Source organism: Acidobacteriota bacterium, assembly GCA_016196065.1.
Classification (GTDB): Bacteria; Acidobacteriota; Terriglobia; order Terriglobales; family Acidobacteriaceae; genus Acidiflorens.
In genome coordinates this window covers 180599-200326 of sequence record JACPYL010000018.1, presented here as the reverse complement: position 1 = coordinate 200326, position 19728 = coordinate 180599, and the positions used below count along the sequence as shown (strand labels likewise).

14 protein-coding genes are annotated in these 19728 nt (G+C 57.3%); 7 read left to right on the top strand and 7 right to left on the bottom strand.

All coding sequences use genetic code 11. The features are described from left to right. Positions 1 to 4: 4 nt before the first annotated feature. Positions 5 to 1075, bottom strand: a complete 1071-nt coding sequence (gene deoC, locus HY010_17415; GenBank protein ID MBI3477514.1) for a deoxyribose-phosphate aldolase — start codon at positions 1073 to 1075, stop codon at positions 5 to 7. Positions 1076 to 1316: 241 nt separating this feature from the next. Between deoC and HY010_17410 the strand changes: the two genes are divergently transcribed. Next, positions 1317 to 2384 carry a nucleoside hydrolase gene (locus HY010_17410; GenBank protein MBI3477513.1) on the top strand — a complete coding sequence of 356 codons (1068 nt, stop codon included), beginning with the start codon at positions 1317 to 1319 and terminating at the stop codon, positions 2382 to 2384. Positions 2385 to 2439: 55 nt separating this feature from the next. Then, positions 2440 to 3411 carry a hypothetical protein gene (locus tag HY010_17405; GenBank protein ID MBI3477512.1) on the top strand — a complete coding sequence of 324 codons (972 nt, stop codon included), beginning with the start codon at positions 2440 to 2442 and terminating at the stop codon, positions 3409 to 3411. Between the two features lie 31 nt (positions 3412 to 3442). On the opposite strand, the gene HY010_17400 is transcribed toward HY010_17405, so the two are convergent. Then, positions 3443 to 7258 carry a VCBS repeat-containing protein gene (locus HY010_17400; GenBank protein ID MBI3477511.1) on the bottom strand — a complete coding sequence of 1272 codons (3816 nt, stop codon included), beginning with the start codon at positions 7256 to 7258 and terminating at the stop codon, positions 3443 to 3445. A gap of 255 nt (positions 7259 to 7513) precedes the next feature. On the opposite strand from HY010_17400, the gene HY010_17395 reads away from it, so the two are divergent. The 4 genes from HY010_17395 to HY010_17380 all read left to right on the top strand — a co-directional run bounded on the left by HY010_17395 (position 7514) and on the right by HY010_17380 (position 12425). Next, positions 7514 to 8713: a hypothetical protein gene (locus tag HY010_17395; GenBank protein MBI3477510.1), complete on the top strand. Its 1200-nt coding sequence runs from the start codon at positions 7514 to 7516 to the stop codon at positions 8711 to 8713. Between the two features lie 119 nt (positions 8714 to 8832). Next, on the top strand, positions 8833 to 9756 hold the full coding sequence (locus HY010_17390) for a ribokinase (protein MBI3477509.1): 924 nt from the start codon (positions 8833 to 8835) through the stop codon (positions 9754 to 9756). 169 nt (positions 9757 to 9925) lie between these two features. Beyond that, positions 9926 to 11134 (top strand): DUF455 family protein, encoded by a 1209-nt coding sequence (locus HY010_17385; GenBank protein MBI3477508.1) that lies wholly within the window; start codon positions 9926 to 9928, stop codon positions 11132 to 11134. 4 nt (positions 11135 to 11138) lie between these two features. Next, entirely contained in the window at positions 11139 to 12425 is a 1287-nt protein-coding gene (locus tag HY010_17380) for a tetratricopeptide repeat protein (protein ID MBI3477507.1), read from the top strand. Positions 12426 to 12452: 27 nt separating this feature from the next. On the opposite strand, the gene HY010_17375 is transcribed toward HY010_17380, so the two are convergent. From HY010_17375 to HY010_17365, 3 genes are all read right to left on the bottom strand, one after another. Continuing rightward, the gene (locus HY010_17375) at positions 12453 to 13535 is read right to left on the bottom strand and encodes a nucleoside hydrolase (protein MBI3477506.1); all 1083 of its coding nucleotides are present in this window, start codon (positions 13533 to 13535) and stop codon (positions 12453 to 12455) included. Positions 13536 to 13588: 53 nt separating this feature from the next. Further along, entirely contained in the window at positions 13589 to 14728 is a 1140-nt protein-coding gene (locus HY010_17370; GenBank protein ID MBI3477505.1) for a nucleoside hydrolase, read from the bottom strand. Between the two features lie 63 nt (positions 14729 to 14791). After that, positions 14792 to 15892, bottom strand: a complete 1101-nt coding sequence (locus HY010_17365) for a nucleoside hydrolase (protein MBI3477504.1) — start codon at positions 15890 to 15892, stop codon at positions 14792 to 14794. Positions 15893 to 16289: 397 nt separating this feature from the next. Between HY010_17365 and HY010_17360 the strand changes: the two genes are divergently transcribed. Further along, complete coding sequence (locus HY010_17360) at positions 16290 to 17453, top strand: tetratricopeptide repeat protein (protein MBI3477503.1); 1164 nt, start codon at positions 16290 to 16292, stop codon at positions 17451 to 17453. 4 nt (positions 17454 to 17457) lie between these two features. Here the strand turns inward: HY010_17360 and HY010_17355 are convergent, their stop codons facing one another. Together HY010_17355 and HY010_17350 are read right to left on the bottom strand one after the other, a co-directional pair. After that, on the bottom strand, positions 17458 to 18540 hold the full coding sequence (locus HY010_17355; protein MBI3477502.1) for a nucleoside hydrolase: 1083 nt from the start codon (positions 18538 to 18540) through the stop codon (positions 17458 to 17460). Further along, a complete protein-coding gene (locus HY010_17350; protein MBI3477501.1) occupies positions 18537 to 19634 on the bottom strand; it encodes a nucleoside hydrolase in 1098 nt (365 codons plus the stop codon). The genes HY010_17355 and HY010_17350 overlap by 4 nt, the downstream gene beginning before the upstream one ends. Positions 19635 to 19728: the final 94 nt, after the last annotated feature.

Below are 19728 nucleotides of genomic sequence, written 5' to 3'. Positions count from 1 at the left end.
CCGACTACGCCAGCGGGTGGCGATTCTCGGCCGAGTAGCGTCCCGTCACGTGATGTTCGAGTTGCCGCTCGATGTCGCCTAGCAATCCGCTCGCACCAAAACGAAACATTTCTGCGCGCACCCACGAGAGGCCAAGCTCTTCCTTCATCATGGCTAGCCAATCGAGAGACTGTTTCGCCGTGCGAATGCCGCCCGCTGGCTTGAAGCCGACGGCCATACCAGTACGTTGCGCGTATTCGCGGATGGCGCGTGTCATCACCAATCCCACCGGTAAGGTTGCATTGGTCGGCTCTTTGCCGGTCGATGTCTTGATGAAGTCGGCGCCGGCCATCATGGCCACGACGCTGGCTCGCGCAACATTGCGGAGAGTCAACAGGTCGCCCGTTCCTAGAATTACTTTGATGTGCGCCGTGCCGCAGGCGTGTTTGAACGCGGCAACTTCGTCGTAGAGCGCCTGCCAATGGCCGCCAAAAACATGGGCCCGCGTGATGACGACGTCAATTTCATGCGCTCCAGCCTCTACGGACCGACGAATTTCCGCGACCCGCTCTGCGAGCGGCGAAAGGCCAGCAGGAAATCCCGTGGAGACGGCGGCAACATGGATGCGCGTGCCTTCGAGCGCGTGCAGGGCGGTTTCAATAAAAGTGTGATACACGCACACAGCCGCGACTTTGATGTCGAGTCCTGCGATGCCCAATTTTTCGACGAGGTCCTGCCGAATCGGCTGCCGTGCTTTCGCGCACAACCGGCGGACTCGTTCGTCAGTGTCATCCCCGGAGAGCGTGGTCAGATCCATGCACGTGATCGAACGCAGTAGCCACGCCGCTTGCCAGTCCTTCTTAACGGTTCTTCGCGCAACCTGGGACTGGGCTCGCCGTTCGACCGCGCTGGTGTTGACCCGTACGTCTTTAACCCAATGTTCGTCGAGTGGGATTCCGGTATTGCGAAACAGGGGACGCCCGGCCAGATCGGCAATGACATTCTCCGGTGATGCGGCGTGGGGAACGTCGCGCCGCACGTCGCGCTGAACTATGTCATGCGCAATCCCGCGCTGTTGGTCGTGATCGGCTGTCATAACAAACCCCGCGCTCTCGGTCCGCGAAATGAAGGCGGAGAAAACAAAGGCCTTCGCGGGCGTGACGCTGTGCCATTTTACGGCAGATGCGAGGAAATATGTATCTGGGCCGATCTGCGCCAAAAGCGCCGCGTTGGCGATGGTTGACCACCGCGCGATACGACTTTCACCTTGACACTCGGCCAAGGCGGGAATAGGTTAAGGCGCGATTCTTAAAGTCGTGGAGGATGCTTTGGTAAGCATGAAAGGCAGCGCTCTATTTCAGCGAACAATCAGTTCCGCCGTCGTTTTGTTCGCGTGTCTGGTAGCACTGCTGGTTGCGCCCGCGGCGGGTGCCACGCGAAAGGTGATCTTCGATACCGACCCGGGTACCGACGATGCCATGGCGTTGATGCTGGCCCTGAATTCGCCGGAACTCGATGTCCGTGCCATCACGGTTGTGCCGGGCAATGTGACTGCACAACAAGGCCTGGAAAACGCTCTGCGGATGGTCTCGCTCGCCAATCGCTGCGATATTCCGATTGCGGCGGGAGCGCAACATCCACTTTTTCAGAAATTGATCACTGCCGAGTTCTGGCACGGCAAGAATGGCTTGGCAAATGTCGAACTGCCGCCCAGTAAGTGCAAAGTGGACGGACGGTACGGCCCCGACTTGATCATCCAAATGGTGCATGCGGCGCCACACGAACTCACACTTGTGCCCGTAGGGCCGCTGACCAACATCGCGCTCGCCGTTCTCAAGGATCCGTCGATCGTTCCCCTGGTGAAGGAAGTGATCATCATGGGCGGGTCGATTACGGGTGGCAATGTGAACGCCGCAGCCGAGGCGAATATCTACAACGACCCCGAGGCCGCGCAAATTGTTTTTCAGGCAGGTTGGCGCCTCACCATGGTTGGCCTCGACGTCGGCGACAAGACGCTCTTCTCGAGAAGATACCTCGCACAACTCGGCCAGACTCACGGGCCGATCAACGACTTCATGGTTCAGGTGGCGGGATATTTGATCGATCTCTCGGAAAAATTTGGCTCCCCGGGATCTCCCATGTACGATCCACTCGCGGTCGGAGTCGCCATTGATGCGACCCTGGTGAAAGCCCCGGAGATGCATGTCGACGTGGAAACACGTGGCGAATTCACGCGCGGCGAAACCGTGGCCAATCGACACGGATATGTCGAGCGCAACGTGCTGCACGGTGATCGATATTTGATCGAAGGCGCGGACAAAGTCGAGCCGAACGCCAAAGTCTGCGTCGATGTTGATGCCGACCGTTTTCTGGAGATGTTCGTTACACGAATTCGCGGCAAGTAGTGTCGTTGTGTCCGGGCTTCATCCCGGAACACCTGATCGCTTTCGAGGAGCAACCATGTATATACCCCCGAGTTTTGGAATCGCCCTGTTGATGATGATCGGAAGCGCCATGTGCTGGGGCTCCTGGGCCAATACCTACAAGGGCGTCAAGAACTATCGCTTCGAACTTTTTTATTGGGATTACGCGGTCGGCATCTTCCTGATGTCGCTCCTCCTCGCCTTCACCATGGGCAGCACGGGCAACGACGCCACCAGTTTCCTCAATAACGTGCGCTCGGCCGATACCTCGAATATCCTCTGGACCATGGTCGGTGGCGCGATCTTCAATCTAGCGAACCTCCTGCTGGTGGCCGCCATTGATATGGCCGGGTTGGCGGTTGCGCTTCCTGTTTCCATCGGAATCGCGCTCGTAGTCGGCACCTTGCTCAGCTACATTCTGCAGCCAAAGGGCAACATGCTGTTCCTCGCAGCCGGCGTTGCTTGCGCACTGATTGCCGTCATCCTCGACGGCAAAGCCTTCGGCAGCCTCGCCGGCGGCCGCACCACCACGCGCAAGAGCATCGTGATTTGCATCGTGTCGGGTGTCCTGATGGGACTATGGAATCCCTTTGTCGCCTACGGCGCGACCCGTGGCCATGCGCTTACGCCCTACAGCTCCGTCGTGTTCCTCACGCTGGGAGCCCTGCTCTCCTGCTTCATCTGGAATCTCTACTTCATGAAGAAGCCGCTCGCTGGTGAACCGGTCGATTTCTCCGGCTTCTTCAGCGCGCCCGCTTCCGGACATCTGCTCGGTCTTCTCGGCGGCGCGATCTGGACGACCGGCACGGTTTTCAATGTGGTCGCCGGCGGCGCAACGGGTTTTGCGATCTCCTACGCGGTTGGGCAGTCGGCCCCCATGGTCGGCGCTCTCTGGGGTGTGTTCGCATGGAAAGAGTTTGCCGGAGCGCCCGGCAGGGGGAAGATTTATCTGCTCGGCATGTTCGCGTTTTATTGCCTGGCGATCATCTTCGTAGCCAAGGCCTACTAATTATTCCTATCGAGGCGATGGCCGTTCGCGGTCATCGCCCTAACCGTTGCAACATCTCCTGCGCTTGCAGATGTCCTGGACGTTGCTTGAGAAGTTCCAGCAAAACGGCGCGAGCCTTGTCCGAAGCTTGCTCCAACGCATACACCCGCGCAAGGTTCAAATACGACTGGTCAAAGGGGGGCGCCACTCGGATGCACTCTTCAAATTTCGCTACTGCCTCGTCGCGCCGCTGTGTTCTCAGGTAGAGAATCCCCAGATTGTTGAGCGCTTCGGGGTACGCCGGTCGGGATCGTAGCGCTCTTTGGAAATGATCGAGAGCGTGGTTCGTATCATCAGTCTGGGCGAACACCATGCCTAGTCCGTAGTTGGCCTCGGCATCGTCGGGACTGATGGCAAGCGCACGCTCAAAGAAACTCCGTGCGTCATCCCACTGCTTCAATTGACGGTACGCACTGCCCATGTTTTCCAGCGCGACAACATGGTCGGGGCTCAATTGCAAAGCTTGTTTGAAATATCCGATTGCTTCTTCAGTGCGGCCTTCGCGTGCGGAAAGAAGTCCCAGGTTGTTCCATGCATTCGCCAGTGTGTCCGGATAACTTGCGCGCAGCTTCGTAGCTCGCTCGAAACTCTGACGAGCCTCAGCTGTATTCTGCTGATTGAGATACACACTCCCAATGCCATAGAGGGCCTCTGCGCTATCAGGATCATCGCGCAGAGCCCGTTCGAATGCAGCGCCCGCCTGATCGTAGTAGCCGCGTTGAAAGAACACAGAACCATAAGAAAGATAATTGCGTCCGAACTCAGTGCTGTCCGTCACGCCCGGAAACGGCAGCGCTTTCGCAAGCCTTTCCGCGGCTGTGTGCGGCTGATGTCGAAAATCCTGTTCGACGTGTTCTGCGTTCAGGGTGCCTTGATAGATCTTTACGATATCTCCCGTTTCACTTATCAGGAACGATGTTGGCAAGGTCAGGTCGCGATGGCGATCAAAGATGTAACGGTAGACGATGTTGTAGATGCCAGCCACATCGTCGGATATACGAAGAATTGGGAAAGTCAGACGTTGCTCGCGAGCGAACTTCTCAATATCCGTTTGTGACTTGCCACTATCGATGTTTATTGTGACAACATGCAATCCTTGCGCTGCCCATTGCGTGCGCGCGCGTTCCAAGGATGTCATGTCGGCCTGGCTGCTTGCGGACTCAGTCGTCCAGAAACTAAGGAGCACAGACTGCCCGCGAAATGAAGCCAGAGTGCGGGACTCCCCGGCGAGGTCGAGCAGGGAGAAGTCCGGCGCGGAAACGGGCGCCAATAGCCATGTTTCGATGGTGACTGGCAAGGCAGCGTCATCAGGCTGGGTGCGTGAAGCAGAGGCGCCAGTCGTCCCGTTCGTTTCTACTGATTTCGCCTTGAGTGAGAATGGTTCGATTCGCGATGGCTCAGAGCCTTCCTTGATCCATATTCGATGGTTGATCGGTAACTCATGAAGTTCTTGTCTCGTTCCACTGGGCCAGAGGATCGACGCTTTCACGACGTCCTTAACGTTGCCAAGGCCGAAGAACACATCCTTGCTGTGTTGCGAGAGAAACCCCGACCCCGCCTGCAGAGTGCGCATCTGCCGGCCCGATGCTGTTTCCAGTGTGACTACTGCGCCGATCGCATCCCGGTTACTCTTCGATCCCTCCAGGCGAAATGCAATCGACGGAGGCATATCGTCCAGCACGTTTTGTAAAATTCGCAACTGCGGGGCATTCCGATTCTTGACGAACACTTCCTGTCGGCCATCGTGATCGAAGTCAGCAAGCGCGAAGGCCCGGCCATCCTCCAGGAAATCAATTCCGACCGCGCCGGAGACATCGGAAAATGTGCCGTCACGATTATTTGCATAAAAGACGTTTCGTTCGTATCCGCTCCAGGTGCCGTCCGCTCGAATCAACTCGTTGATCGCATTCCAGCCCTGTTCGTATTCACGGGATGGTTTGGCCTCCGCGGGAGACTTCGCAACAACCTGTCGCCAGAAAAAACTATTCAAGTCGTCGCGCGATGGGCCGGAAACCATGCCGTTGGTGACATAAAGATCCGAAAATCCATCGTGGTCAAAGTCCCACGCGTCGCTCGACCACGCCCAGCGGCCCATCCCTACTCCAGCCGACGACGTTGCGTCATGAAAACGATTGGACCGTGCATCCGATCCATCGTGGTGGAACAGCGAATTGCCCATTGCATGTTTGCGATAGCGAGCCCGGACGTCCGCGGATGCATGTGCCTGAAAGGCTTCCTGCTGGGCGATGCGCTCGCCGGCGGCTGTCCACATATTTGCGACGTATAGATCAGGACGACCGTCGTTGTCATAGTCAAGCCAGCTGACACCCATACCCGCGCCGACATCGGCCACGCCAGCCTGATCTGCAATGTCGGTGAAAGTGCCGTCGCCGTTGTTGCGGTAGAGATTCTTGCGGCCGAAATCATTGACCACATACAGGTCGGGCCAGCCGTCACCGTCGAAATCGTTCCAGGCACAGCAAAAGCTGTAGCGTGTGTTGTTCTTGTCGAGGCCAGTTTGTCCAGTGACATCGCGGAACGTGCCGTCACGCTGATTGCGCATCAGGAAATTCGGGGGCCCATTTTGGGCGTCGTAATAAGGAGACGGATATTTGTATTGATCGGCGCCCTGGTAGTAGACGTAGAGACAGAAATAAATATCGAGCCACCCGTCCCGGTCATAGTCTGCGACAGCCGCTCCCGTGAACGTCCCCTGCGGTGGAGTTGCGAAGTGAAACGCATCCCGCTTTTGGCGAAATTGTCCGTTGCCTTGATTCAAGTACAACAAAGGCCCACTGGCGCAGACGACAATCAGGTCTTGGCGGCCATCGTTATCGACGTCGACGAAAAGGGCACACGCAGTATTGTCGAGGACGCCCACACCCGAAGTCTCCGTAACGTCTTGGAAGGTTCCGTCACCGCGATTTCGATAGAGGCGGTTGGGCAAGCCAGCTGGCTGGCAAACGTACAGATCGTCAAAGCCATCGCTGTCGAAATCGCCGACCGCGATGCCATTGTGCCCGTAGATATCAATGCCGCAGGCACCATCCAGCACGGTGCGCCAGTAGTCAGTCCCGCGCTGTAAGTGCGATGAATAGGATGGGTTGTTCCTCAGTGCATTGTTTGTGATGTCCACGAAGATCGGCTTGGCCGAGCGGCTGTTTGTCTCTTCGAGAGCGTGCCAACTGTGCAAGAGGAACGAGCCCGGTGAATCTGAAGTCCACTGCATCTCCCAGTAGCCAACCCGCTGTGCACGATAGAAGTTGCGCTCCGTACCTACCAGTTCATAGCGAATACGAGTCTTGACCTGTGATGAACTCTGTGGGCTTTGAGACAATGGCCCAGCGTCAATGGTGGTGATCTGAAAATCAGCAGTCAAGAGTCCCGTAAACGTATTCAGACAAGACCGCAGGTCTTGAAGGAACGCATCCGCTTGCAGGGAAAGGTCCGTTGAAAATTTGTGCTGGAACGCTTCGACCGCTGGGCCCGGCCGCAACTGGCGCGACTCCAACGGTTGTAGTGACGCTCCGAGAAAACCCGGCGCGAGCCGTCCAGCAATCGCGCTTACGTCCTGCGACGATCGCAGCAGGCTCGCACTCCAGCCCGCAAGAATCGCAGAGATTTCGTACGCATACTTCTCGGTGATGAATTCGTCGAGTCCGGCCTTCGCCTTGAGCAACGTGGCATCGAGGGAGGTGGGGCTTCGGTAATGCGGATGTAAATGATAATCGCCCTCTGTAGATAGCGCTCCGCTTGTGATCGCCAGGTTGACGGAAGGGAACGCAAGGCCGCGTAAGCTAGCTGGCAAGAATGCTGCAGAAAGTCCCTGGCAGCATCGGATCAAGAAATTCCGTCGGCCAGTGTCGGCTGCGGGAACGTCGACGAGATGGCGCATCTTCTCCGGTCGACTCAGAGGAAAGCTCCCAGTTTCACTCTCGTGGAATCGAAAATCTAACACTCGTGCCGGGGAGCGTCAAGGCGCCAACCAAACCCTTTGCGGAGAAGAAGCACATACATCTTGCCGTTGGTAGAATGATGGGCCAGTGAACGGCCGGAGGGCAGCATGAAGGTATGGTATCGAAACTTTTTGTGCGTCTTTTCATTGGCAGTGTGTGCCCTCATTCTGACGGCAACAGTGTTCGCTCAAACTCCACAGATATCGCTCGATGAGATTGTCACTCCGTCGACGGTTGTTCTGAAAGATGGCCACCCCATACCGTTTGCTCTACACGGGTTCATAGAGTTCAAGTCGCTGGCAGAGATGTTTCCCTACATCGAGTCCCAGACCGGGCGCTGGCCGGGCGGTATTACGGCTGAGGAGCGATCGAACCTGGGGCGGGAATTGCTGCGTCGTGGAATTGAGAGTCGCGTGGTGTCGATGGCCGACGAACGTCCGCTGGAAGCGTTATTGACCCATACTAGTGACGAACTTCGCCAAGCGCTTGCCCGCGTCAAGGAGTCGACTCCACCGGGCTATGCCGAGGCATTTCTGGCCGTCCAGCAGAAGTGGAAGCATTCCGTGAATTGCTGGAGCGCCTCGTCGTCGATGAGTGGTCGGGTGCTTTCAAACTGGTATCCGATCGCGGAGGGCATCGACCTCTATGGCGCAACCTACGACTCCACGGAACATTTCTGGCAGGCAGTGAAGTTTCACCCGGATACAAAATTGTCCGACCTTACGGATTTACTTGATGCACTCGATCAGAGAGACTGGGCGGCGTGGATCGCGCGTCTGGACAGCGATCCAAAGCTATATCTTCCCAACGCGTATGCCGTCGAATTTCTGCGCCACAATCTGACACGGGACCGCCTGCACTGGTTTCGGGAAGAACTTGGCCGCCATGGATTGCCGCCCAGCGATCACGCCAGGGTGGCTCAGCAACGTGGTGCTGCATCATTCCGCTTCAGCGCATTCGAAGAGAAGGTGTTGTGGGGCGATCTCGCGGATCTTTTTCACCTGACCTACGCGTTCTCGATGCCGGGTGATCCGATTCGGCAGAAACTTGCCGATCACCATTTCGATTCCATCTATCTCGGCGATCGGCGGATGAATTTCATCAGTGAAGAATATCGTTCCCTGATGCTCGAGATCTGGCGCGTGAAGTATCTGCAGATGGCGCGTTTCGGCGAAGTGATCCGTTCGATCCCGATGGAAATCCGGCTCGAACATTTCCTGAATGACGGGGACTCGCCGGATATTCCGATTCCCATCTATGTTGGATACTTGAACCAGATTCGAGATCTTGCCCGCGCTCAACACTAACGTTGGCGCGAAATCTGGAAGGCCAGGAATGCTGTGGTAGGCTTACCGCTCGACCCGGAGAATGATGCGTGAGCGTGCCTAAAATCACGGTTGTCGGTAGCTACGCGACGGGACTCACCATGAAGGTGGACCGTCTGCCCAGCCGTGGCGAGACTCTGCTGGGAACCGGCTATCGAGTGGATTTCGGCGGTAAGGGTTCCAACCAGGCAGTGGCCTGTGCTCGTTTGGGGGCCAGAGTCAGCTTTGTGGCAAGAATTGGCAACGACAGTTTTGGCGAGTCGGCTCTGGGGCTCTATCGTAACGAAGGTGTGGACGTTGCTCATGTAAAACAAACCGGTGATGCGCCTACCGGAGTTGGATTTATTGTCGTAGAGGCTGCCAGTGGCAACAATTGCATCGTGATCGATCCTGGCGCGAACAATCTGTTGACGGCCGCCGATGTGACGCAGGCTGCAGGCGCATTCGAATCGTCAAGGGTCGTCCTGACTCAACTCGAGATATCGGTGGCAGCAGCGGAGGCGGCAATGGTGCGTGGGCGCGCGCATGGAGCAATCACAATTCTGAATCCGGCCCCGGTCAGGCCGCTTCCGCCTTCGATCTTGCAGGCCGTCGACATCCTGACGCCAAACGCGACCGAAGCGAAAGTGATTGCCGGGTTGGCTTCAGGAGCCGATGTCCCCCCTGAAGTAATCGCGAAAAAGTTGATCGACATTGGAGTCAGGCAGGTCGTGATGACATTGGGCGAGAAGGGCGCGCTGATCGTGACCGAGTCGTCGGCAACGCACATTCCCGCGATTCACGTGACCGCAACGGACACGACCGGCGCTGGAGACTCCTTCAATGCCGGACTAGCCATGGCACTCGCCTGTGGAGCTGGTCTTGAAGACGCGGTTCGGTTTGCCGTCGTTACCGGCGGCTTGGCGGTTACAAGAGAGGGTGTGATCCCTGCATTGCCGACTCGCGATGAGGTTCGGGCATACTATCGGCGAGCCGAGGCTTCGCAGCCCGCTTGGTTTCCTGCGGGTGCGATCGATCCACCTTGAGCTTTAGAATAAGAATGCCGAGGGGATGCACTCGGCGCTTTGAGCTGAACCCGGCACACGACCTATGCCACAACCTTCCGAGTACTTAGTCAGTGAGCAGCCCCGCGCTCGATGGATGCGGTTCGATACCGCTCAGCTGCTGAAGAGATTCTTCTTCTGTGAGCGTTCATTGCTGACCACCGAGGCGGCGTGGATCCCGGTTGTGGCCCCGCTCGGAATCAAGACTGGCTTGGCTCGCTTCGTGTGGCAAAACTCCGAGACTGCACATGCTCTGCGGGAGCGCGTCTTCGAATTACGCTTCCCGAGCCGCTTGCTCGAAGAAGAAGGCGCAGACCATGCGTTGATCGAACTATTCAGCGCGGTCAAGGATTCGCCGTCTGTCCCGGCCTTTCTGATGAGCATTGGCAACGTACTGCTGCCCGCGTTGCGCAACGCGTACCAGGGCTATCTTCAGGCGTCAGACTCCATCGCGGATGGTCCCACTCACCGTTTCTTGTCTCTAGCACTTTCCGAGAAGGCAGAACAGATCAGGGCATACGAGGAGTGGTTGGAATCCGCGCTTTCACTTAACCCTGAACTTCGCGCAGACGCCATGGTTTGGACTGATGCAGTAGCAAGTCGACTCGCGGCCGTCGGTGGCGTGGGCGTTGAGCCGTCGGCGTCTACGGCGTTGATGGGGCCTCTGTCGCACTCGAAGGCTTACGCTACGCCTCGCCGGCCCGGTCGCGATCCACGCTTTCTGTCCTGCCGCTTTTATTGGCCCGACATTGTCGATTCCAACTATCCCTACGGAGAAGGAATGCGACTACAAATGCGATCCGCGATCAGCCACTTGAATGAAGTCTGGGCGATCGAGGCTGGCGGCGCAATGCTGAACGCGTTTGCCGACGTGCTGCCATGGGAATGGATTCATAACGCTGCGCGTTGGACCTATGACGAGTCTCGCCATTGCCGCATGGGCTACGAGCGTTTGATGGCCTGGCGCCTGGATCCCGCCGAGATCCCCCTTGGCACCTATATCTACGAAAGTGCTTCTGGCGAAGATCCGATCTATTTCTTGGGCATGCTCTACTTTTTTGAGACCAAGAATATCCGCCATAAACCCGCTCGGGCACAACTGTTCCACGCTTATGGTGATGCCGTCAGCGAGCATGACATGGATTTCGACTGGGCTGACGAAACCATGCACGCCGGTTTCGGCAAACATTGGCTCAAGGAGTTGCTCGCCGTCCGCGGGCAAGATCCAACTGCTTATGACCAGGTCAGGGAGCAGTGCGAGAAGTTAGTCTCCGATTTCGTGACGACCGCGACCGCAGGCGAAGTCGCTGCCAGTAAGGATGCAGCTAGCGCTCTCTTGGCGAAGGCTGGCCGGAGATGATGCGATGATTGCCGGCTTTCACATCGTTAACAGGCCCATTCTGCGCGGTATATTGCTGCTGACCATCGTGGCTTCGTCCGTTGTTCTCACCGGACAGGCTTCTCATACTGCTTCGCCAAGGTCCAAGGAAACGCCCGAAGCGCACATTGGCAAGGGCTACAACGCGCTCAAGAATGATCGATACGACGTGGCCGCCGCTGAGTTTCAAGCTGCCTTGAAGCTGGATCCCAAGTTGGTCTTGCGGGCGCGCTTTCCACTGGGTGTGGCCCTGTTTGAATTGCATAAACCGGCGGAGGCTCGCAGAGAGTTTGAAATCGTTCGCCGTGAAGCGGGCGATCATCCTAACGTCCTGTATTACCTGGGCCGGCTCGACCTCGACGGGCGCAACTTCACCGGAGCGATTGACAATCTGACAAAAGCCGCAGCCGATCCACCCTTCCCTGATACGACTTACTATCTCGGCTTTGCCTGCTTCAAGCAGGGCGACCTTGCCGGTGCAGAGAAGTGGCTGACGGAAGCGGTCCGCACTAATCCTCATGATGCTCGTGTCTCTTACCAGCTGGGCATGGTGTATCGCAAACAAGGACGAGAAGACGAAGCGCAGCGAGTGATGACGCAGTCGAACGAGCAGCGACAGCGGGATACGACGGAGAGTCAACTGAGATTAGACTGCGCACTCAAACTGGATCACGGGCCTCGCGAGGAAGCACATGCGGTCTGCGAGCAACTCTACGATCCAGAAAATGCCGACAAGCTCACTGCGCTAGGTACGATCTATGGGCAGCATGGAGATCCAGAAGCTGCACTTAAGCCGCTTCAGCGTGCCGCCGAACTGTCTCCGCAATCGCCGCAGATGCAGTTCAACGTCGCGCTGGCATATTACCAGTTGCAGCGTTTCGAGGAAGCGAAGAGCGCGATCGCCCCAGCGGTTGCACGCTGGCCAGATCTGTCTCAACTCGTGTCTTTAGACGGGAAGATTCTGGCCAAACTCGGGGACGACTTACCTGCCTATCAGACGCTGCGCCACGCTCACGATTTGAATCCAGAGGATCAAGAGACTTCGGATCTGCTCTTCCTCTCCATCCTTAAACTGGGGTACAAGGCCGGAGAGATTGGGCAGTACCCCGATTCATTACGCTATTTCCAGGAAGCATCGAAAATGAGGCCTCAGGAGCCCGAGCCGCATATCGGGATGGCGGCCGTCTACTCACAAACGGGCCGTGCGGCGCTTGCTTCGGCAGAGCAGCGTGAAGCCGAACGGCTGGCCAAGAGCGCAGTTCCAGGCCACTAAGGTTCTCTGCCCGAGCGCCACGCTGCGCTAGTTCTTGGGCGGAGTCGGTGCTTTCAGCATGTCCACAAACATGGTGTAGAACTTTTCGGTATCGAGATCCACCTGTATCTCCACCGGCTGCACGTCAAGATTGGGTTTCGCCTCTTTACTCCATGTCAGCATGTTTCCGTAACCCGCGCCGCGACTTAGGTCCACATCCATGAAGCGGGTTTCTGATTTCGTAATCAGGCTGGGATCTAGCCACGCCGCCGCTGAAAGCTCATCCCATAAGTAGTTGTATTCTCCAAACAGGCGTGCATAGGTGCCGACGTAGTGGGCAGCAGGTGAGTTACCGGCCTTGATGCGGTCAATCATCGCTTGCGTCATGCGCGTCTTAACGGAAATGTCCACCGGCGTGCAAATGATCTTCTTCCATGGCGCACGCAGAACGATGTGGGCTGCTTCAGGATCGAACCAGATATTGAATTCGTGACGCGGATTATTGATGAACTCGGGGTCGGCGGTTTGCGGATTGAAACTTGCACCCATGAAGAACAACTCTTTCGCTAGCCCGGCAAAATCGGGGTCAATCGAAATTGCGAGAGCGAGATTCGTCATCGGGCCGCCCGCATAGATCGACACCTGGTGGGGATACTTGTGCACCATTCGAATCAGGAAGTGCGCGGCATCTTCGTCGGACGGCTTGGTGGTAGGCTTGCCTTCCGGCATCTCTCCAAGTTGGTCCGGCGGGTGGTAGAACCTTGGCGTCCATGCGCCCAGCCACTCGACGGAGCCATAGCGCTTTTCCCACAGTTCCGTATCGGCTTTTGTTCGAACCAGAGGATACTCGGCTCCGGGCACGACCGGAATATCGGTACGATCGATGAGTTCGAGCAGGCGCAACGTGTGCGCGACCTCGGACTTCAGCCAGCCATCGCCCGTAACGACCGTCACGCCCAACACTTCAGTCTGCGGGGATTGAATCAACAAGAGAATTGACTGCAGGTCGGTGCCGGCTGGTCCAGCGGCGTCTTGGTCAATGATGATCTTGCGCTTGCCCTGTCCCCATGACAGAAAACAGGAGGTCAGCAACGCAGTAAGTAGGAGCACCCGGATTCGGCCCAATCGCATATTCACCTCGAGAGTATCGAACTTCCAGAAACGCTAACGTCCGTATACATGGACTACGCTTTCCCTGCCAGCCGTCCAATTAATAGATCGAAGAATCGTGCTGAGTCTACGTCGACACCCACGTTGGTGTTCGGCACGTACTTGTCTCGCACCACCGGCGACGTTTTCGTGCTGGCAAGAGTCGGCGCTGAGCCCCGAATCGTCATGCTAGCTTGCACGTCCTTCTCCGTCCCTGGCTTACGCTTCAAATCGCCTGCAACGGGACTATAGCCGAGCGTTTCGCCAGAAGTCATCTCACCCGTCGTCTCGACATCGACATAGTATTCCTGCCACTTCAGAATGGTCGGATCGAGGAATGCAGCGACGGCGAGTGAGTCATGCATGTTGGGTCCGACCAGGAATCCTCGCTCGCGATTGTGATTGATCGCATTGCGGCCGATCTTGCCAGCCGCCTGGCTGACTGGATTCTGTGCAGCTTCCAATACGCGGACGTGGTCCTCCGTCAGGGACGTCTTACGGGTTACGTCGAGGCCGACCATGGTGATCGGAATCCCCGACTGAAAAACAATGCGCGCCGCTTCCGGGTCTACGTAAATATTGAACTCCGCTGCGGGAGTGATGTTGCCTCCCGATAGCGAACCGCCCATCATGGTGAGACCGCGAACCATGCCTGCAAGCTCGTTGTCGCTGTTCAACGCCGTGGCGATGTTCGTTAGCGGGCCAAGCGTGATTAGCGTTACCTCGTGCGGATACTTGCGGACGATGTGGCGAATATACTCGGCAGCAGGCTCCGCGACCGGCTTGATCGTCGGATCGGGAAATACCGCGCCGCCAAGTCCATTTTCGCCATGCGCATACGTCGCGGTTACCAGGCGGCGGACGAGCGGCATTCGGGCACCGGCTGCGACGGGGATATCCGTACGACCTGCGATTTCCACCAGGCGCAGGGCGTTGGGCAGCGTCAATTCAAGGGGCACATTGCCTGCCACCGGAGTGATCGCTTCAATCTTCAGTTCAGGCGAGCGCATGGCCAGCAACAGGGCGAGCGCGTCGTCCACGCCGGGGTCGGTGTCGATAATGACGCGGAAAGGGCCGCGACTTGCGGTCGACTGCCCGAAGGCATTGAGTTCACCGGCGAATCCACTGGCCGCCAAAACTGCTGCGGACGAGGTTACAAATCTCCGTCGTGTCATTCCGGACCATCGTTGTTCGCCCATGTTGCTCCTTATCTGAAACTGCCCCGAGAATTCCAGCCGCTATTTTACGGATCGTGGCGGCTGCGTCATCAATTTAATGTACAGATCGTACAACTTCGTAGTGTCGACATCGAACTGCACGGTGGCCAGCCTCTCATAGGGAGGAAGCACTGTGCCCGGACTCCAAAATAGCGTTTGTCCGTAACTGGGACCGTGGTCGATGTCGATATCGACGTAAAGCTCCTTCTGCCCGGTGATGATCGAAGGATCGACCATCGCCGCCGCGGAAAGCTCGTCCCACATGAAACTATCAACAGAGTAAGCGGTAAGGTAGCGCGCCACCGGAGTGTCGGCCTTCGCAATGGCGGACCGGATTTCTGCGCCTAGTTTTGTCTTAACCGAGACATCGATGGGTGTGATGACAATTTTCTTCCAAGGCGCCCGCATGGCGATACGTACTGCTTCCGGATCAAACCACCAGTTGAATTCGCGCCGCCCATCCACGCCTCCGATACCGCCGTTGTCCGAATACATACCGCTTCCCATCAGGACCAGGCTCTTCGCGAGTGTTGCCACTTCCGGATCCAGTCGCAAAGCGAGCGCGACATTGGTCAGCGGGCCGCCGGCCCATATCACCACTTCTCCGGGATACTGATGGACCATGCGAACGATAAAATGCGCCGCAGTTTCGTTGAGGGCTTTGGCGTTGGGTTCGCCCTCCACCAGCGGCGGCACGATGTTCGGCTCGTGATACCCTTCGCGAAATGCGGGTGGCGTGCTGGCAGGCCGGTTGGAGAAGTCGCTCCAACAGCCCTTGTAGCGGAACTTGCCGTACAGGGATTCCCAGCGCTCGCTTTCTTCTTTGGAGTTGAGCAGCGGAAATTCCGCGCCTTCAATGACGGGGGCATCGGTTCGGCCGGCGACTTCGAGCAGTCGTAGCGTGCGCCGGGTCTCTTCTTTGACCCACTGATCGCCGCTGACCGTGGTCACGCCTAGCACATCAAATTTGTCAGACTGAAGGAAGATCAGGATTGACTGCATGTCAGTGGTCGCGGGGCCACGCGCGTCCTGATCGACGATCACTTTAATTCGCTGTGCGCCAACCGCACCGGGCACGAATATGGAAAGAGCAGCGAGCAGAGCGGCGATATGCAGCCTCATTGAGCAATCCTCCCGAGCAATCTATGACGCTAACCGAAATCCCTCTTGCAGAACGCATGCGCTCATTAACAACTTCAGGGTCCGATCGTTAGCTATTTTTGATTCTCGTCGCTCTGTACACGACCTCTTCCGCGATCGGATCGCGGCGCGAAAAGAGCGCAACAATTCCACACATTTCTACGTGCTCCTGATTGTTGTTTTGCGAGCGGCTGCGCTGTTTACTGGAAGCCCCCACGGGCGTCACGGGATTATACGCGTCCGCAAGTCAAAAGAAATGATTCTTGGCGGAGACCGTGGCCTCGTTGCGAATTTGCTGCGCAGCCGGTGAGAGGCTAGAATTCACTGCGTTTTGATACGCTAACCTATCGTGCCCAACAGTCATTCGAAGTGGCGGCTCATGCATTGTTTCGTGGCGCTGATGGCGCTGCTGGCACCGGTTTTGGTCGACGCCCAGTGTCAGCCCACGAAGGCAAAGCCGGCAGACCCTCCACAGGCAAGCAAGACCACCTCGACGTCTCCACAGTTCTACGACGAACCTCAGTTCACGGTGGCCGGGGTTGCGGATGCAACCAATCTCGGTGGACACGGTTCGGACACGGTGGTGCGCACGAAGGAGTCCCTGGCCAAAGACACCGTCTCACTCAGCAAGCAGGCGGAGAGCGTTCATTCCGCCGCCGCTCTGGCACAGGAAGAAAAATCGCTGCGGCAGGCAATCGAGCGCGATTCGAACAATGCCGCGTTACATCATCAACTTGGCGGTATTGAAGAAGAACTGAAGCGTCCGTTGGAGGCCGTCCGCGAATATCAGCGCGCCGCCGAACTGAGCCCGACCGAACCGTATCTCTTCGATTGGGGAACAGAACTTCTGGCACATCGTGCTCACGACCCCGCTATCGAAGTTTTCACAAGAGGGAATCGGCTCTTCCCAAATTCAGTGCGGATGCTGATTGGACTCGGAGTCGCATGGTATGCGCGCGGGTCTTACGAAAAGGCTACTGATTGCATTTGTGCGGCATCGGATTCGAATCCCGTGGATCAGGCGCCCTACCTCTTTCTTGCGAAGATGCAAAATGCCGGCGTGGTCCCCTCCGTGGCCGTGATCGACCGTCTGGCCCGATTTGTCCGCCTCTACCCGCAGAATGCGCTTGCGAACTATTACTATGCTGCCGCTCTCTGGAAGCCTGCTCAAGGCACAGCAGATGCAGCAGTCAAGACTCACGTAGCGTCCCTCCTGGACGCCGCTGTGCATCTCGACCCAAAGCTGGGGCCTGCGTATTTGTTGCGGGGAATCATCTACGCAGATGCGGGAGATTCGTCCAAGGCGATTGCCGCGTTCCAGCGGGCGGCGGAGGTGAATCCACAGATGGAGGAACCGCACTATCGATTGGCGCAAGCGTACCGGCGCGCGGGAGAGAAAGGGAAAGCTCAACAGGAATTGAAGTTGTACGAACTGTCGTCCAAGATGGCCGCTGCCGAGGCCGAACGCGAGCGGTTGGCAATCCCGCAATTTGTAGTTGCGCTGCGCGACCCACAGCCCGCGGCTCATCCCGACAAGCCGTAAACCGTCAGTGTGCGTTGGGAGTGGGTGCGCTCATCAGGCTGACAAAAATTTTGTAAAATTTCTCCGTGTCCAGATCCACCTGAATCTCCACTGGCTGCACGGTCATTGCCGGTTTGACTTTGTCGCTCCACGTCAGCGTATTTCCGTATCCGGGCCCGTGGTCCAGATCGACGCCCATGAAGCGAGTTTCTTTCTTCGTGATGATCGTCGGATCGATCCACGCGGCTGCCGCAAGTTCGTCCCACATAATGTCGGCGCCGGGGTTGTACATTGCAAAGCGCGACAAGTACTTCGCCAGGGGAGTGCCGCTCGCCTCGATCTGTTTCACAAGCGCCGATGTGAGATGCGTCTTTACGGAAACATCAGTCGGTGTGCAGACGATCTTTTTCCAGGGGGCGCGCAATACGATCTGCGCTGCTTCCGGATCAAACCAGAAATTGAATTCGTGACGCGGAGTGTTGTCGAATTCGGGACTGTCGCTCACCGGCGCAAGGCTGCCCCCCATGAAGACGAGTTCCTGCGCTAACTCGGGGAACTGCGGATCAAGGGAAGTCGCGAGCGCCAGGTTCGTCATAGGGCCGCCCTCATAGATGGTGACTTCGTGTGGATACTTGCGCACCATTCGGATCAGAAAGTGCGCGGCATCCTCATCGGCAACCTTGGTGGTTGGTTGGCCTTCTGCCATGGGAGGAATGACGTCGTGCTCGTGCCACCAGCGGGTATCCCATGCGCCCGCGTAACCGACTTTTCCATACCGTTGCTGCCACAACTGCGATTCTTCCCGCGTGCGGACCAGTGGAAATGCGGCTCCGGCCATGACGGGAATGTCAGACCGGCCGATGATCTCCAGCAATCGGAGAGTGTGGGCAACTTCTTCGTCGCGCCACTGGTCGCCGCTGACGACGGTTATTCCCAGTACTTCGACCTGCGGAGATTGAACCAAAACAAGCAGCGTCTGCATGTTGCTGCCGCCGGGTCCCGAGAAGTCTTCGTTGATGATGACCTTGCGGCGCTGCTCCGCCATCGCGATGCAGTTTGCCAGCAGGAAGATTGCGACTGTCCATCGGATGGTGGATTGCTTCGTCATTTGTGCGGCGCCCGCGTCATCAAGTCGATGTAGATTTTGTAGAACTTTTCCGCGTCGATGTCGAACTGGACATTGGCCAGCCGCATATAGGGAGGAACCTTAGTCTTGGCGTCCCAGAACAGCGTCTTGCCATAGCTCGGGCCGTGATCGACGTCGATATCCATGTAGAGTTGCTTTTGCCCGGTGATAATCGATGGATCGATCATCGCCGCGCCAGCAATCTCGTCCCACATGTAGCCGGGCAGGGAATATTTGTCGAGATATTGCGTGACTGGAGTGCCCGCTTTCGCGATCGTCGCTTTCATTTCCGTCGTGAAGCGCGTCTTGACGGAAATATCGACCGGCGTGATCGTCATTTTCTTCCACGGAGCGCGCAGGACGATGCGAGCCGCTTCCGGATCAAACCACCAGTTGAACTCGCGCCGTGCATCGAGCGCTCCCGGATCGATGGCCCCCTTGTCGGCATACAACCCGCCACCCATCAGGACAAACTCTTTTGCCAGCGTAGCCACTTCCGGATCCAGCTTCAGAGCCAGGGCGTAGTTTGTAAGGGGTCCCCCGGCCCACAGGACGACCTCTCCGGGGTACTTATGCACCATCTTGACGATGAACTCAGCCGCAGTGCCAGGAGCTACCTGAACGTGCGGAGCGCCTTCCTGCATCGGAGGGATCACGTCAGGCGCGTGATAGGGCTCGTCATAGATGGTCGACCTCTTTGCCGCGAAATGCTCCGTCCAGCAGCCCTTGTATTCCAGCTTGCCGTAGAGAGCTTCCCAGCGTTCGGACTCCTCTTTGGAATTCAGCAGAGGAAACTCAGCTCCCTGAATGACGGGCACATCCGTCCGTTCGGCAACTTCCAGCATCCGCAGCACATGCTGCGTCTCTTCCCGTACCCACTGATCGCCGCTCACAGTGGTGATGCCCAGCACGTCAAACTTTTCCGAGTTGAGAAAGACGAGAATTGCTTGCTGGTCGCTGGTGCCGGGACCGCGGGCGTCCTGGTCGACGATGACTTTGACCTTCTGGGAGGAGGCGGGAACTGCGAACAGACTAACCAGCAAGAACGCGAAGGCACTCTTTGGAAAGCGAACCATGTTTCCTCGCGAGACTGTCGATTACAAAATTGAGGGCAGACTGACTGTCTGGATGGTTTCCAGAAACTCAGTCTGCCCGAGGTTGATATCCGCC

Excerpts from the sequence above, each read along its gene's own strand:
- deoC (MBI3477514.1), bottom strand. The coding sequence starts at position 1,075 with ATGACAGCCGATCACGACCAACAGCGCGGGATTGCGCATGACATAGTT.
- HY010_17410 (MBI3477513.1), top strand. The coding sequence starts at position 1,317 with ATGAAAGGCAGCGCTCTATTTCAGCGAACAATCAGTTCCGCCGTCGTT.
- HY010_17405 (MBI3477512.1), top strand. The coding sequence starts at position 2,440 with ATGTATATACCCCCGAGTTTTGGAATCGCCCTGTTGATGATGATCGGA.
- HY010_17395 (MBI3477510.1), top strand. The coding sequence starts at position 7,514 with ATGAAGGTATGGTATCGAAACTTTTTGTGCGTCTTTTCATTGGCAGTG.
- HY010_17390 (MBI3477509.1), top strand. The coding sequence starts at position 8,833 with ATGAAGGTGGACCGTCTGCCCAGCCGTGGCGAGACTCTGCTGGGAACC.
- HY010_17380 (MBI3477507.1), top strand. The coding sequence starts at position 11,139 with ATGATTGCCGGCTTTCACATCGTTAACAGGCCCATTCTGCGCGGTATA.
- HY010_17375 (MBI3477506.1), bottom strand. The coding sequence starts at position 13,535 with ATGCGATTGGGCCGAATCCGGGTGCTCCTACTTACTGCGTTGCTGACC.
- HY010_17370 (MBI3477505.1), bottom strand. The coding sequence starts at position 14,728 with ATGACACGACGGAGATTTGTAACCTCGTCCGCAGCAGTTTTGGCGGCC.
- HY010_17365 (MBI3477504.1), bottom strand. The coding sequence starts at position 15,892 with ATGAGGCTGCATATCGCCGCTCTGCTCGCTGCTCTTTCCATATTCGTG.
- HY010_17360 (MBI3477503.1), top strand. The coding sequence starts at position 16,290 with ATGCATTGTTTCGTGGCGCTGATGGCGCTGCTGGCACCGGTTTTGGTC.
- HY010_17355 (MBI3477502.1), bottom strand. The coding sequence starts at position 18,540 with ATGACGAAGCAATCCACCATCCGATGGACAGTCGCAATCTTCCTGCTG.
- HY010_17350 (MBI3477501.1), bottom strand. The coding sequence starts at position 19,634 with ATGGTTCGCTTTCCAAAGAGTGCCTTCGCGTTCTTGCTGGTTAGTCTG.